The sequence below is a fragment of the Pseudomonas sp. PS01303 genome (genome assembly GCF_029959385.1).
In the GTDB taxonomy this organism is placed as follows: domain Bacteria; phylum Pseudomonadota; class Gammaproteobacteria; order Pseudomonadales; family Pseudomonadaceae; genus Aquipseudomonas; species Aquipseudomonas rustica.
Map to the genome: position 1 here is coordinate 1 of NZ_JASCPK010000065.1, position 13672 is coordinate 13672.

Annotated in this window: 15 protein-coding genes and 1 pseudogene; 4 read left to right on the forward strand and 12 right to left on the reverse strand. The window is 55.8% G+C overall.

The genetic code is table 11. The features are described 5' to 3' along the window. Positions 1-84 precede the first annotated feature (84 nt). The 3 genes from QMX93_RS17705 to QMX93_RS17715 form a co-directional block, all read right to left on the reverse strand. Complete coding sequence (locus tag QMX93_RS17705) at positions 85-1101, reverse strand: ABC transporter substrate-binding protein (protein WP_282357398.1); 1017 nt, start codon at positions 1099-1101, stop codon at positions 85-87. A gap of 127 nt (positions 1102-1228) precedes the next feature. Next, the gene (locus QMX93_RS17710) at positions 1229-1426 is read right to left on the reverse strand and encodes a hypothetical protein (protein ID WP_053120968.1); all 198 of its coding nucleotides are present in this window, start codon (positions 1424-1426) and stop codon (positions 1229-1231) included. Beyond that, positions 1423-1893, reverse strand: a complete 471-nt coding sequence (locus QMX93_RS17715) for a hypothetical protein (protein WP_082341448.1) — start codon at positions 1891-1893, stop codon at positions 1423-1425. Before QMX93_RS17715 ends, QMX93_RS17710 begins: the two co-directional genes overlap by 4 nt. Positions 1894-2295: 402 nt before the next feature. Here QMX93_RS17715 and QMX93_RS17720 point away from each other — a divergent pair, with 402 nt between their 5' ends. After that, the gene (locus QMX93_RS17720; RefSeq protein ID WP_282357400.1) at positions 2296-2547 is read left to right on the forward strand and encodes a hypothetical protein; all 252 of its coding nucleotides are present in this window, start codon (positions 2296-2298) and stop codon (positions 2545-2547) included. Positions 2548-2596: 49 nt separating this feature from the next. Next, positions 2597-2833: a DUF2789 family protein gene (locus QMX93_RS17725; RefSeq protein ID WP_212549232.1), complete on the forward strand. Its 237-nt coding sequence runs from the start codon at positions 2597-2599 to the stop codon at positions 2831-2833. Between the two features lie 6 nt (positions 2834-2839). On the opposite strand, the gene QMX93_RS17730 is transcribed toward QMX93_RS17725, so the two are convergent. The 3 genes and pseudogenes from QMX93_RS17730 to QMX93_RS17740 all read right to left on the reverse strand — a co-directional run bounded on the left by QMX93_RS17730 (position 2840) and on the right by QMX93_RS17740 (position 5391). Next, positions 2840-3043 carry a hypothetical protein gene (locus QMX93_RS17730; protein ID WP_053120974.1) on the reverse strand — a complete coding sequence of 68 codons (204 nt, stop codon included), beginning with the start codon at positions 3041-3043 and terminating at the stop codon, positions 2840-2842. 113 nt (positions 3044-3156) lie between these two features. Next, a pseudogene (locus QMX93_RS17735) lies at positions 3157-4760 on the reverse strand (methyl-accepting chemotaxis protein). Positions 4761-4986: 226 nt separating this feature from the next. After that, positions 4987-5391 (reverse strand): TraR/DksA family transcriptional regulator, encoded by a 405-nt coding sequence (locus QMX93_RS17740; protein WP_007907888.1) that lies wholly within the window; start codon positions 5389-5391, stop codon positions 4987-4989. A gap of 577 nt (positions 5392-5968) precedes the next feature. On the opposite strand from QMX93_RS17740, the gene QMX93_RS17745 reads away from it, so the two are divergent. Further along, on the forward strand, positions 5969-6574 hold the full coding sequence (locus QMX93_RS17745) for a glutathione S-transferase (protein WP_282357401.1): 606 nt from the start codon (positions 5969-5971) through the stop codon (positions 6572-6574). Between the two features lie 2 nt (positions 6575-6576). Beyond that, on the forward strand, positions 6577-7680 hold the full coding sequence (locus QMX93_RS17750) for a DNA alkylation repair protein (RefSeq protein WP_282357402.1): 1104 nt from the start codon (positions 6577-6579) through the stop codon (positions 7678-7680). A gap of 591 nt (positions 7681-8271) precedes the next feature. On the opposite strand, the gene QMX93_RS17755 is transcribed toward QMX93_RS17750, so the two are convergent. From QMX93_RS17755 to dapF, 6 genes are all read right to left on the reverse strand, one after another. Continuing rightward, a complete protein-coding gene (locus tag QMX93_RS17755) occupies positions 8272-8928 on the reverse strand; it encodes a DUF2931 family protein (RefSeq protein ID WP_282357403.1) in 657 nt (218 codons plus the stop codon). Between the two features lie 27 nt (positions 8929-8955). Further along, on the reverse strand, positions 8956-9609 hold the full coding sequence (locus QMX93_RS17760) for a DUF2931 family protein (protein WP_282357405.1): 654 nt from the start codon (positions 9607-9609) through the stop codon (positions 8956-8958). A gap of 7 nt (positions 9610-9616) precedes the next feature. Beyond that, positions 9617-10270 (reverse strand): DUF2931 family protein, encoded by a 654-nt coding sequence (locus QMX93_RS17765; protein WP_282357407.1) that lies wholly within the window; start codon positions 10268-10270, stop codon positions 9617-9619. Next, positions 10270-11811: a DUF2235 domain-containing protein gene (locus QMX93_RS17770; RefSeq protein WP_282357410.1), complete on the reverse strand. Its 1542-nt coding sequence runs from the start codon at positions 11809-11811 to the stop codon at positions 10270-10272. The genes QMX93_RS17765 and QMX93_RS17770 overlap by 1 nt, the downstream gene beginning before the upstream one ends. A 139-nt stretch (positions 11812-11950) precedes the next feature. Further along, the gene (locus tag QMX93_RS17775) at positions 11951-12310 is read right to left on the reverse strand and encodes a DUF6124 family protein (RefSeq protein ID WP_159815177.1); all 360 of its coding nucleotides are present in this window, start codon (positions 12308-12310) and stop codon (positions 11951-11953) included. Between the two features lie 515 nt (positions 12311-12825). Then, the gene (dapF, locus tag QMX93_RS17780) at positions 12826-13656 is read right to left on the reverse strand and encodes a diaminopimelate epimerase (RefSeq protein ID WP_282357413.1); all 831 of its coding nucleotides are present in this window, start codon (positions 13654-13656) and stop codon (positions 12826-12828) included. Positions 13657-13672 lie beyond the last annotated feature (16 nt).

Genomic DNA, 13672 nt, shown 5'->3' on the forward strand with positions numbered 1-13672 from the left:
GGCAAGCCTTGCTCCTACAGAGCGGAATACATTCCAAACTGTAGGAGCAAGGCTTGCCCGCGAAGAGGCCATCAGATACAGCATCTATTTCAGATCAGCCGACACCTTATCCGCCACATCCTTCGGCAACCAAGCCTGCCACACATCCGGATGCGCCTTCATAAACGCCACCGCCGCTTCCCGTGGTGCCGTGTGCTTCTCGCTCATCTCGGCCAACGCCTTGTTCAACGGCTCAATCGGGAAATCGACCTTGCTGAAGAACTCGGTAACCTGCGGATACTGTTTCTGGAACGGCGTCGACACGCCAATCGACAGCTTCGAAGCCAGCGAACGGGTCGGTTTTGGATTGGGATTATCGGCATCCGTCAGCGTCTTCCACGCTTCGGCATCAAACGCCGGCTCTTCCAGTTGCACCAGTTTGAATTTGCCCAGCAGCGGCGTCGGCGACCAGTAGTAGAACAACACCGGCTTACCGCGACGAATCGACGAACTGATTTCCGCATCCAGCGCCGCGCCCGAACCACTGCGGAAATTGGTGTAGTCGTCCTGCAACCCGTACGCCGTCAGCTTCTGCTTGTTGACCACTTCCGAGGTCCAGCCGATCGGGCTGTTGAGGAACCGGCCCTTGCTCGGGTTTTCCGGATCCTTGAACACGTCCTTGTATTTCTTCAGGTCACTGACACTGCGCAAGTCCGGCGCCAGCGGCTTGATGCCTTTGGCCGCATCACCCTTGATCACGTATTCCGGCACCCACCAACCTTCAGTCGCGCCCTTGACGGTATCGCCGACGCTGACGACTTTGCCTTCCGCCTCAGCCTTGACCCACACCGGACTGCGCCCGGCCCACTCCTCGCCAATGACCTGAATGTCATTGTTGGCCAGCGCGGTTTCCAGCGTGATGGTGGTGCCGGGCAGCGTGTCGGTCGGCAGCCCGTAGCCCTTCTCGACGATGATGCGTAACACATCAGTGATCAGGCTGCCGCTTTCCCAGTTCAGGTCAGCGAAATGGATCGGCGTCTCGGCCGCCATCACCGCTTGCGCCGACGTCAGCATCCCGAATGTCGCCACGCTGGCGGCCAATAACCGTCGAAATCCGTTCATCTATTACCCCTCGTGCTGTTCACAGCATTGGCAGGATGGCCTGACAGAAGACCGCAAGCCTCTGAATACTCAGTCAACTGACTGTAGCCGAGGTTCCAGTGTTTTCAGGTAGATGATCCGGTCGAGGTTATGTTTCAGATTTTTCCTGCAAGCTTTGTAGCTCGCGTCTGACCATGGCGGCGTATTCCGCAGGCCGCAAGGTGTAGATCTGCGACGCCACCCAGCCCAGCCAGGCGCCCTGCATTGGCGCCTTCGCCGCGTACAAACGCTGGGCTTCCTCGCGCGCCGTGTCGAGGTTCTGCGAGTGGAAGTCCGCCCGGCTCACTCGCTGGCCTTGAAGGTCACCAGTTCGCCTTTGCGCCATTTGGCGGCTTTGGCGGTGACGGCTTTCAGCGTTTTGGTCAGGCCTTCCTGCAGTTGCTCATTGGCGGCGAACACCGTGACTACGCTGTGGCCTTCCTTGAACAGAATTGCCTGGCCATCGGCCGTCGTGACAAAGGCGTAATCGCCCAGGCCATAGACCGTCAGTTTGATTTCGCGAAAACGGATGTCCATCTTGCCGCCTTCACGGCTGGGCAAGACCGACGCACTGAAATGATCGCCAACCTTGAGCTTGAGCCCGGGTTTGTCATCGACCACCAAGGCACTTTCGGTGTCGATTTCGGCGACGTAAATGCCTTCGGCGCTCTGCTCGGTGATGTAAACAAAACGCGATTGAAACAGCTTGACCAGCTTCGCGCGCAAATCACCCAGCACGAACAAAGCATGCATATCGAGGTTACTGACTGCCAAAGAAACATCCCCACATCTGAAAAAGCCGCACACGGAAAACGCGCACGGCAAAAAAACGGCCAGGCCGACAGTGTTGCCAAATAACTCAAATAAAAATCCGAAGCGAGCAGACAGCTCATCGTTCGCGAGGTTCTTAGACTACTGGAATGTCACTCGCGAAACTTGCCTCAACTGTCGCCAGAGCTTGAAGGAAAAATCCTCAGTGGCCGACAGATAAAACTGACTACGAACTTTAGGGAAAATTCTCACGAAAAAAAGCACTTTTCCGACATATCGCAACTGAAAAATTGCTTTAGATAACCCCCGTCGTCAACAGGTATTGGCGATTCTAGAGCAGCAATGCTCATTACGACTACCCGAAACGACCTGTAAATAGGGGTCGAACGATGAAAAGGACTTCATATGTGCACTCTAACTCACTTTGCCCTGCCCTCTGATGCACGCGCCACATCGCCGCTGATCCTGCGTATCGCCACACCAGATGATCAGACACCTCGTTTTCAAGTGGTACCGGCTGGCAACTCGTTTTTTCACATCAAGGAAAAATCGACGGGTCGTGTAAGAGGTTTCCGCGAAGACCATAACGAAGCCTGTGCGCTAGCCCGATCACTTGAATCGAAAATCGAACTCCTGGCGAACGGCTGCCTCAGATAAAGAGAGTGTTCGATCGCGTCACCCCGGCGCCCACACCAAGGAGCATACGATGGAACTGACAGCAAACAATCTGACGACCCTGTTCGACCAACTGGGATTGCCTTCGGAAGGCTCCGCTATCGACGATTTCATCGAGGCCCATCCACTGCCTGGTGACGTCAAATTGATCGACGCCGACTTCTGGTCGCCACAACAAGCGCAATTGCTCAAAGAATGGTTACGTGCCGACGGCGATGAAGCGGTCATGGTCGATGAATTGAACGTACGCCTGCACCGCGGCAAGTAAAACCGATCAGTGCAGGCTGTCACCCGCCTTGGCTTGTAATTCTGCAAGCCATGCGGCCTTGCACTCTTCCGCTTCATCGCGACTGGCGAACGCGGTGCCGCGCCGCTCTCCATTCAATAACACCACCCAGCAGACGCTTTGCCCCATCGCGCGCAAACCCTCGGGGACACCGCTGCCGATCATCACGGCGACATCAACTCTGCACTGCATGCTGACCTCCCAAAATCATTAGCTAGCTAACTACGTAGTTAGATTAATGGTTTTCTACGGGAGGAAACAGCAACGGCCGTGCACAGATTCATTGCAGCAAAGGTAACAATCGCTCAGCGCGCACCTTCGGGTTTATAGCCCAGACGCAAACCGCCCCAATGCCGGCCCTTGATCATGATCGGCACCGACAGGTCATGCATAACTCACCGGTGTCGCGGGTATAGGTCTGCAATAACACCGGTTGCTGATGGCTACCGCAGCGAATCCCGGTGCGATCGGCAAACTTGCGTTTGGTGCGATTGTTCAGCGCATCGACCTGCGCATCGCCAGTCAACGGCTTGCTGAATGCCTGATTGTGCGTCGGCACATAGCCCTGTTGCGTGCAGGCAATGGCGAAGACCAGCCCTTCGTGACGCGGCAGCAACGGCTCCTGAATCGCTGGCAGCACCTGATCGGTGTAGCGATCGAAACGGGTCTGAAATTTCGCCGGTTGAGTATTCGGGATCGGTTGGTACTGGCGATCAAACAGATCCTCCAGACTGACCCGGCCCTGATTTACATCGGTCTCAAACTGCGTAGCAATCCGATTAGCGCCTTCGCGCGCCAGGTCGTAGATACGCTGGTGATAGTCATCGAGTCCGACTTCGGCAAGCCGTTCGCTGATGGTTTCCGCCTGCCCTTCCATCTGCACGGCGGCGTCGGCGAGGCGGCGGGTCTGTTGATCGCTGATCGCCAGATCGCTGCGCATTTGCTCGATAGCCTTAAACAGGCTGTCGAGTTGCTCGCGGTTGGTTTCCGCGCCCCGGGCGATTTCGCCGACCTGGGTTTCCACGCCAGCAGCCAGTCGCGCGATGTTTTCCAGGTGCTGACCAGTGTGCTCGACCTGCTCGACGCCGGTGCGCAGGTCGCTGGACAGCTCGCGAATCTGCTCGACCACTTGCGCGGTGCGTTGCTGAATGTCGGCAACCATCTCGCCGACTTCGCCGGTTGCCGACGCGGTTCGCGCGGCCAAACCACGCACCTCATCGGCGACCACGGCAAAACCGCGCCCGTGTTCGCCAGCACGGGCTGCTTCGATGGCAGCGTTGAGTGCCAACAGATTGGTCTGGCTGGCGATGGACTGAATCACCAGCGTCACTCGCTGGATGTCATCGCTGCGCACGCTCAAGGCTTCGATCAGCTCGCGGCTGGCGTTGGCGCGTTGACTGAGTTGGTGCATGCGCGAGATCGAATCGAGCAATTGCGTACGCCCCGCCGCGCTACTGTGATGGGCTTCGCTGGCAGCGTTGAGCGCTTCGCGGCTGAGTTGCGAGGTCGCGTGTTCAGTGGCGATCATCACTTCGGCGTTGCTGACGATTTGCGCGGCGGCATTCAGTTGCGATTCGAGTTTGCTCGCCAGCTCTTTCACCGAAAAGGCTACGCCGGCCGCCGACAAGGCGTTATGGCTGGTGGTGTAGGAAAGGTCGCGGGTCAGTTCAGAAATAGCGCTACCGGAATCGGCAGGCTGTGCAGCGGGGACGGCTCGAGAACGCAGGCGCGGCAGCCAGACAATCAGCACCGCCAACGGCATTGCGAGGTACAGGGACCACTCACCCAGGGTCATGCCGGCCAACAACAGCATCAGGGCGATGCTTTGCAGGGTCGGTGCGAGCCAGCGGTTTTTCGGCAACAGCACTGGTGCAGGCAGAGCCCCAACCAGAGATCCATCTCTCGTCATATCATCACCCCACGCTTGTTTTCATTGTTGTAACTGCATTAAACGCCACTACAACGCCATTATCCATGGTCCGTTAGTCGTGGGGTCTTGCAGCAGGTCAATGAATCGGCGGGAAATGTTGCAGACGAGCAAAAGCAAAGATCGCAGCCCCGACATCTCCGTGTAGGAGCTGCCGAAGGCTGCGATCTTTTGCTGGCGACCCACATTCATGGGTCACCGCACGGCATCAAGCCTGGCGCTGGTGCTTGTCGATCTGCTCGTGACGCTCTTGAGCTTCGATGCAGTACTTGGTGGTCGGGCTGATCAGCAGACGCTTCAGGCCAATGGCCTCGCCGCTGTCGTCGCACCAGCCAAAGCTGTCTTCCTTGATGCGCTCAAGGGCTTGTTCCAGTTGCGGCAGCATGCGCTGGTCGCGATCGATCGCGTTCACCAGCCAAGTGCGCTCTTCTTCAACCGAAGCCGCGTCCGCCGGATCAGCCGGAGTGTCCAGGCTTTCGATGGCGATGCGATTTTGCTCAATGCGCTCGTGGGTTTCGACTTTCATGTTCTGCAACAGCTCAGAGAAAAAAGCGTGCTGCTCGGCATTCATGTAGTCATCTGCCGGCATGGCCAGCAACTTGTCCTTTGTCATTGATATCTCTATAAAAAAACGTGCATTAAGGCGAATTAGGGAGCGTTTCGGCAAACCGCGTGCGGCTGTCGAAAAGGCATCGTTTATTGCAAATGCCACCCGGCACTCAATTTACGAGGGGCGGCAGTCTAAGGCCGACTTGCGACCTCAGCAACAGAAAATCCAGCGAATTCGTCCGACAAAGCCCGGAAACTGCTCTGACACAGGCTTCATGGCGGTACTCGGAGTGCGTTTATAGCAAGAAATTCAATCGAGCGGCTGTATATAGAAGACAAACGGCTAACGAAGACCTGCGACCGATGACTCTCGACCGCCAGAGTTTTCATTCAGAAATGCCCTGTAGCCTTCGCATCCCCCCGGATTCAGGGGCGCTGCCGTCCATATAAAAGAACAGATCTGAAGGATTGCCCATATCCAGTACAGATCTGCACCAAACGCATCGCCAGCGACAGGCGCCCGCAAAGCGAGCGGATCAGGGTCGACGAAATTCACCAACAGGTCGGCTTCGACAACTGACAATTGCTTCAAGCTCGGCTAGGTTATGCCTTCCCACCGGTTCGACTTGAAGGAACGCGTCATGAAACTGATCGGCATGCTCGACTCCCCTTACGTGCGGCGCGTGGCGATCTCCGCCAAGCGCCTGGGCATCGACCTCGAACACGAGTCGGTCTCGGTGTTCCGCCACTTCGAACAATTCCAGCAGATCAACCCGGTGGTCAAAGCGCCGACGCTGATCCTCGACGACGGCGTCGTACTGATGGACTCCACGCTCATCCTCGACTACCTCGAAACCGCCACCGGCAAGAGCCTGCTGCCGAAAGACCTGAGCCAACGCGCCCAAGCCCTGCGCCTGATCGGCCTCAGCCTCGCCGCTTGCGAAAAAGCCGTGCAGCTCTACTACGAACGCAATCTGCGCCCGGCCGACATCCAATACCAACCGTGGGTCGAACGCGTCGAAAGCCAACTCGCCGCCGCCTTCACCGCCCTCGAAAAACAACTTGAAACCTACCACCTGCCCACTGACGGCACGCTCGCCCAGGACGGCATCAGCCTCGCGGTCGCGTGGAGCTTCACCGGCCTCGTCGTGCCCGACCAGATCGACAACCACCGCTACCCGCGCATCGCCCAATACACCGCCTACGCGGAAAGCCTCGAAGCCTTCATCAACACCCCGATGACCTGACCATGAGCACAACCGACACCGCCGCACCCGCGCTCAAAGAAATCTTCAACGCCGAACGCCTGCAACACATCGCCGACGAAATGAGCGCGGTGTACCCCGCGTTCAAGGCCAAAGCTTTTCTCAAACATGCCAATCAAGGACTCGCCGAATTATCGGTGATGCAACGCATGGCCCGCGTCAGCGAAAGCCTGCACGCTGTTTTGCCGCTCGGGTATGAAGATTCCCTCGACGTGCTGTTTGAACTTGCTCCGAGGCTGAACAGCGGATTCGTCAGCATGTGCCTGCCGCACTATGTCGCCAGCTATGGCGGACATGCGTTCGATACCTCGATGGAGGCGCTGAAGTACTTCACCACGTTTGGTTCTTCTGAATTCGCCATCCGCCACTTTCTGCGCAGTGACCTGGAACGCTCGCTGGAACTGATGCATGAATGGGCGCTGGATGAAAATCACCATATACGCCGCCTGGCCAGCGAAGGCAGCCGCCCTCGCCTGCCCTGGTCGTTTCGACTGGAAGCGGTGCAGGCGAATCCGAATTTAGCGGCGGGGATATTGGATCGGTTGAAGGCGGACGAGAGTTTGTACGTGCGCAAGTCCGTGGCAAATCATTTGAATGATGTAACGAAGGAACATCCGGGTTGGGTGCTGGACGTGATTGAGGGGTGGTCGCTGGAGGAAAAGCATACGGCGTGGATTGCGAAACATGCGTTAAGGAGTTTGATTAAGCAGGGGGATATGCGCGCGTTGGCGGTAATTGGTGCGGGGAAGAAGGCTGAGGTTGAGTTGGTGGATGTGCGGGTTGAGCCGGGGGTTGTGAGGTTGGGGGATGCGATTGGTTTGTCATTTACGGTGAAGTCGACGGTGGCACATGAACAGCGGTTGGTGATTGATTATGCGATTGACTATGTGAAGGCGAATGGCGGGGTTTCGCGGAAGGTTTTTAAGTTGAAGGTGGTGGATTTGGTGGGGTTTGGGGAGGTGGTTGTGGGTAGAAGGCAGGTGATAAAGGATTTTACGACGCGGAAGCATTTTGGTGGGGTGCATGGGGTGTGGGTGATGGTTAATGGGGAGGTTTTGGGGAGTAGTGAGTTTGAAATCCTTGTTTAAGGAAACTCATGATTGAAATGAGCGCCCGAACCAGCTCCCGTATGTACCAATGGCTTGCAACCTCAAGCCTGCGACCCCTATAGCCAAACGATCGCATTGCCATCAACAGTCTTTGCGTATATGGACATCGGTGAAGAGATACGGTTTTTAGCAGATGATTTTTCTCCCATGATGAACATGGGAACAGATTTATTTTTTGAATCTTAAGCTATCGAGATCTATCTCGACATAAATCCCTCGCTCCCCCTTGTAGAGGGAGATCGCAGACACGGCGAACACCGATTGTAAGAATTCAACCAGCATACTGAGGCGGCTGTTTGTCGACATCGTAGTCGGTCGCACCACTATTGCCTTATCCGACTCGTCGTCGTAAATCCTGACGACAAACTCTTCCATTTCATTCCGAATCACGTAGTTGAAACCACGGTAGTCATAACCCACTTCGTGGTCGACGTCGTCAAAGCGTGTAGTGCTTTCTATTCTCAAAATTGCTTTCTCAGAATTCACAGAGCGTGAACCGATGATAGTCCGTTACTCCGAAAACCGAATGAGGGGGGAGCTCGTGAAGCGTTCTATTCAGGAACGCGCAAACTACCAACTCCCATACGGAATACCGTACTTGTCGATATATGCCTTCGCCTTTTCACTGACGGGATACGCATACCGGCCACCATGCTTTCCCTGCTCCGGGCCTAGCGGTTCAATCTCGCCCTGCCCCCTAGCGACCACGACCGGTTCTCGACATGAGTCCTTGACCCACGCTTGAAGCACACCGCCTGGGGCGAGCCCTACGTAAAGCGACGCCATGAATCGAGCGGTTTTCTCAGGTGTTTCCGGACAGCGCTGGTGCGTCGACTTCACCATCAGTTGTCTCGCCTCCTCTGGAATGGCAATGAAACCCCTGTAGGTTTTTTGCTCTGTTATGGACTGCCAACGCGCAAAGATGAGTTTTGGCAAGTCGGCGCCAATCACCGGCATTCCAGAACCAGTTACAACCCCCCAACCTCGGGCCGACTCGGCTTCCAGGCTTGGTTGTCCACTGGCGGCAGTGCTCTTACCAGCCCTGAAAAAGACCCTGTCATTAATATCTTGGACGGAGCTGTCCTCGACCCAGACTTTCATGTAGTTCGGCTCCACGAACACCAACTCCCACCAAGGATACTTAGGGTCGTTTTCGCCAGTCTCGGGGCCCGCCAACTGGCATCCCACCAGAAGTAATGCGCCCAGCAGTGTGACGAATCCTTTCATTTCGAAGCTTCCAATCACTTGTAACGACTACCAACTACCGTAGGGAATCCCGAATTTTTCGATATAGCGTTTAGATTTTTCACTGATGGGGTATGCGTAACGCCCTTCGGTTTTCCCCTGACTCGGCCCCAGCGGTTCGACCTCGGCTTTTGCCTTGGCCACTTCGATTGGATGGTGGCAGGAATCTCTGACCCACACTTGCACAACGCCCCCGGGAGCCAAGCCAAGATAGACCGAAGATATATAGGTGGCTGTTTGATCTGGCGTTTTCTCGCAACGCTGGTTAATTGAAGTAAGCATCAGTTGCCTGGCTTTTTCCGGTATATCAATCCAGGCGCGGTAGGTTTGAGGTTCTACGATAGATTGCCAGCGAACGTAGATTCGCTTCGGGAGATCGGCGCCAACCACTGGTCTCGCAGAGGCGCCCACACCATCCCAACCTCGGGCGGAGTCGGTTCCATCCTCCGGTTGCCCACCCGATGCAGATCCACTGCCTGTGCGCAGAAACGTTTTTCCCTTGATGTCCTCCACCGCCGTGTCTTCAACCCAGACTTTCATGTAATCAGGTTCGACAAAGCCGAGTTCCCACCATGGGGATTTAGGGTCGTTGTTGGCGAACTGCGCATCATTTGACTGGCAACCAGCAATGAACAGAGCGCACAAAACAATCAATCGGGACATCAGCTACTCACCAGCTCCCGTACGGGACGCCGTACTTGTCGATATACCGCTTGGCCTTTTCACTGACAGGGTAGGCATACCGCCCTTGATTTTTACCCTGACTCGGCCCCAAAGGTTCGATTTCAGCTTGAGCTCTAGCCACTTTGACCGGATGGTGACACGAGTCACGAACCCATACTTGTACGACCCCACCAGGAGCCAAGCCCAAATAAATCGACGCGATAAAACTAGCCGTCTGATTCGGGGTTTCTGCACAGCGCTGATTCACTGATGTATACATCAACTTCCTCGCCTCTTCGGGTATGTCCACCCAGACTTTGTAAGTTTGCGGCTCTACGATGGATTGCCAACGGACAAAGATTCGTTTCGGCAGATCCGCACCTACCACTGCTTTTGCGGAGCTACCCAAGCCATGCCAGCCACGTGCAGATTCAGTACCGTCTTCCGGCTCTCCTCCCGACGCAGTTCCTCCGCCAGTGCGCGAGAACAACTGGCCTTTGACGTCTTCTACGGCACTGTCCTCAACCCAGACTTTCATGTAACGAGGTTCTGTAAAGGCGAGCTCCCACCATGGAGATTTCGGATCGTTCTTTGCTGATAGAGGATCAGCATGACAACCCGCTACAGACGTCAGACAAAGCAGAGCCAAAAGAACTTTCATCACAAGAGCGTCCAATCAGGTACGTGGGGATGTTGTACGCGTATTCCATTCGGAGTGGGCGCGTTAATGTACACAGCGCTGATGCCACTTCCATCTCTTCTGCCTAAAGGATGATTCCAGTTGGCAGATGTGTGGATGTACTTAAGTCTCAGCATTTGCTCTTCCTGCTCGGTAGTGCTGTAGTCCCCAGAAACGAAGCGGTTACTCAACTCCTCAAGCTCTGGTGGAATTGCCAGCTCCGGGGTGTCAGGAAAGTCCTTAAAGCGAACACCTTTGTCTTTTGCTACTTGATGCATAACGCGCATGCTCACTCTCGAGAGCATTCCGCTAACCAAACGCTTGAGCTGAACTGCGGCAAAGACGCGTTTAATGGCTGGGCTTAGCCGATCCTGCGGGTCGTTCGGGACGCGCACCGCAACCGGTGTGACAATCTCTAGCATTTCGGCAGGCCAGCCTTTGGACAACCACTCTTTTTTCACCGCTACGGCGTCTTGGTAAATTGAAGTTTGAGAGACATCGGTGTGGATGGAAACCAGAAGAGTTTGCATGGGACTGATGAGCACGCACTCCTCAGTCTCATCCAGGTATCCACCCCCGATATCCGAATGCACACCTGGCAGGACTATCTCTTGATGATCGGGCTGAACTTTACTGAGCGCAAAATTAGCTCTGCGTTCGTCTCGCGCGACCAACTGAATGACATCAGTGAAAAAACGCTTATCCAGATAGAGCTTGATACCTGTCGCGATGGGACTTTGTATATTGCCGAAATTCGACCAGCCTGCAATTGAAGGAACGGTATCGAAAAGGCCAATGAAGCCTACATTAATACCGCTTTTGTATTGATCATTGAATGTTCGACAGAACGCATCAGTGTTACCCCGAAAGATGCCACCTAAGGGGCCTTGCTTACCACGGACAACCTCATTGGCAAAATGTCGAGCAGCTGCTGCGCCACGGCTGAAACCAAAAACATCGAACGTCAGAGAGGTAATTTCGCTATTGGAGTTGTCGTCCAACGTTTGCCTGATACGCTGCTCAATCAATCCAAAAGAATATTGAACTCTTGAGGCGACACCTGTTTCGCCTCGTCCCGTACCCGCACCTAAAGTACTGTCAGGCTCACCAGTGCGGGTGCCAATGCCTTCGACATAAATCATTCGAAAAGCTTGTTTCTGGCGCCCTTCTCCCTCTACGGCCTCGGGTGCATGGTATAGGTCGCTCAGCTTTTTGACATTGCTGACATCATTGCCGTAACTGCTGTCCGGATCGCCCATATACGGCTTGCAGCTGGCATCAATGTCCTTGGGTGCAATGGGGTGATGCGCGCCGCAACGCAAGCCCGCGGCAGCGTTATCGGCGTTATTACCCGTCCCATCAAAGAAAACCCCAATCCTCAACGCGATCCCGATTTTCTCAGGTTCAGGCGCAGGCGCTTTCCCATATTTCTCATACTCAGCCCAACGTTGGGCATGAATATCGACGGGTTTGGCTTCTTCGTAGCGGTAGTTTTTAGGCGGGTTGGGAACGTATCCACTCATCCATGATTCCTTGTTCTGATCCTTGAAGAACGGCCCGAAGGGTGACAGTCGAGGCCGGGGGGCGCAAGGCGTGGCCCTGTGCCAGCCACCGTGAGACACCGTGTGTCGAGGAGGGTTTCCTCCTCGACCGGGTGGCTGGCTATTTAGCGATTTCGACGTTGTCCAGCGCCTGGTTGACGGCCAGTTCGCCGAGCATCACGACCTGCGCGATGCCGAGCAATGTCTTGCGATGCGAGGTGTTCAGCACGGCTGCGAAGTCGTTGAGCATGGTGGTCGCGGAGCCGAGGGATTCGCTGGCGTTGGCCAGCAGGGATTCGGTGTCGTACGCCGGGTTGGCGAGGAACATGGATTCGGGTTCGTTGGTGCTGGCCATGATGTCGGCGGGGCCGAGGTAGTGGTCGAGGGCGCGTTCGGCGGCTTCGTGGAGTTTTTTCGAATCGAGGGATTCGTAGGGGGATGTGGTGTCGGTTGCGGGAGGGTTGGGGGTTACTTTGAACATGGTGAAACTCCTAGTTATTAAAGAGGAGCCTTCACCTTCGCTACCAAACGAAGGGTGGCGGCCACACGCGGGTTGGTAGACCGGTAACTAGGAAACCGGCACACCCGAAGGTGTCCTGCGCATGGCCACCATTGACGACAAACCTGAAGCGGTCTGCGAACGGTGCGCGATGCGACTAGTTATGGCGGGCTACCAAACCCGATCACTGTTTTTCAGTGACCGACAGACGATAGAGCCCACGCCCTAGACGCACAAGCCGGGCGATTCTGGCTTAGTCGTAGGCAAAGGCGCAAGGCGTTGTAGGGCTTGGGTGGTTACTGGAGGCTTCGGTTAAACAGGTTTGGTTTTTGTTGTTTAGAACGGTGGTGTGCACGGTGTTTTGGATGGCCATCACCCTGGCCCTCTCCCGGAGGGAGAAGGAACTGACCGGGGTGTTTGTTTGAGGGTTGGTGACTTTTTAGGGTTGGGAGAATGTAGTGGCGTTAAGGTCAAAAGATCGCAGCCTTCGGCAGCTCCTACAGTGGGGTTGCGTTGGGTTTTAGTTGGCTATCCGGAATTGTGCCGGAGTAGATCGGTTCTACCGGGCCGCTGAGGGTGACGTTGCCTTTGCCGCTCCATTGAACGTGAACGCTGCCGCCGTCGCATTCGACTTCGACGTTGCGATCGAGCAGGCCTTTGCGGATGCCATTGACGGCGGCACCGCAGGCGCATGAACCGGAGCCGAGCGGAATGCCGCCGTTACGTTCCCAGATGCGTAAGCGAATGTGCTGGCGATCAATAACCTGCACAAAGTGCACATTGGTTTTGCGAGGAAACATCGGATTGCTTTCAATCGCCGGGCCAAGCGCGGCGATGTCGACCTTACTGAGGTCATCAACAAAATACGTGCAATGCGGATTGCCCATGCTGCACGCGACTGGATTGCCGGGCAGTGGTAATGCAAGCGTGTCGTGTTCCTCGGCCAGCGGAATGTCCATCCAGTGAAAAAACGGCTCACCCATGTCGACCGAGATCAATCCGCTGGATGTGCGTTCGCAATTGAGCAGGCCGCGCGTTGTGCGCAGGGTGATCGATTTGCGGCTGGCCTCGCGCATCAATCGGTCGGCGGCGCCACGGGTTGCGCTGCCGCAAACGTCGAGCACCGAACCATCGGCGTTCCAGAATTCCAGTCGGGCATCGGCGTCCGCACAGTCGAGCAGCACGGCGAGTTGGTTGAAGCCGATGCCTCGGTGGCGGTCGCCCAGTCGTTGGGCAATTGCGCTCGTGATCGGGTTGGCGCTGTGACGGGCGTCGACGAGGATGAAGTCGTCGCCATTGGCGTGCATTTTATGGAAGCTGAGCGGCATCGGTGGCGCCTTGGCT

Bases quoted from the DNA above. Each gene is read 5' to 3' on its own strand.
- QMX93_RS17705 (WP_282357398.1), bottom strand. From the start codon at position 1,101: ATGAACGGATTTCGACGGTTATTGGCCGCCAGCGTGGCGACATTCGGG.
- QMX93_RS17720 (WP_282357400.1), top strand. From the start codon at position 2,296: ATGTGCACTCTAACTCACTTTGCCCTGCCCTCTGATGCACGCGCCACA.
- QMX93_RS17725 (WP_212549232.1), top strand. From the start codon at position 2,597: ATGGAACTGACAGCAAACAATCTGACGACCCTGTTCGACCAACTGGGA.
- QMX93_RS17730 (WP_053120974.1), bottom strand. From the start codon at position 3,043: ATGCAGTGCAGAGTTGATGTCGCCGTGATGATCGGCAGCGGTGTCCCC.
- QMX93_RS17740 (WP_007907888.1), bottom strand. From the start codon at position 5,391: ATGACAAAGGACAAGTTGCTGGCCATGCCGGCAGATGACTACATGAAT.
- QMX93_RS17745 (WP_282357401.1), top strand. From the start codon at position 5,969: ATGAAACTGATCGGCATGCTCGACTCCCCTTACGTGCGGCGCGTGGCG.
- QMX93_RS17750 (WP_282357402.1), top strand. From the start codon at position 6,577: ATGAGCACAACCGACACCGCCGCACCCGCGCTCAAAGAAATCTTCAAC.
- QMX93_RS17755 (WP_282357403.1), bottom strand. From the start codon at position 8,928: ATGAAAGGATTCGTCACACTGCTGGGCGCATTACTTCTGGTGGGATGC.
- QMX93_RS17760 (WP_282357405.1), bottom strand. From the start codon at position 9,609: ATGTCCCGATTGATTGTTTTGTGCGCTCTGTTCATTGCTGGTTGCCAG.
- QMX93_RS17765 (WP_282357407.1), bottom strand. From the start codon at position 10,270: ATGAAAGTTCTTTTGGCTCTGCTTTGTCTGACGTCTGTAGCGGGTTGT.
- QMX93_RS17770 (WP_282357410.1), bottom strand. From the start codon at position 11,811: ATGAGTGGATACGTTCCCAACCCGCCTAAAAACTACCGCTACGAAGAA.
- QMX93_RS17775 (WP_159815177.1), bottom strand. From the start codon at position 12,310: ATGTTCAAAGTAACCCCCAACCCTCCCGCAACCGACACCACATCCCCC.
- dapF (WP_282357413.1), bottom strand. From the start codon at position 13,656: ATGCCGCTCAGCTTCCATAAAATGCACGCCAATGGCGACGACTTCATC.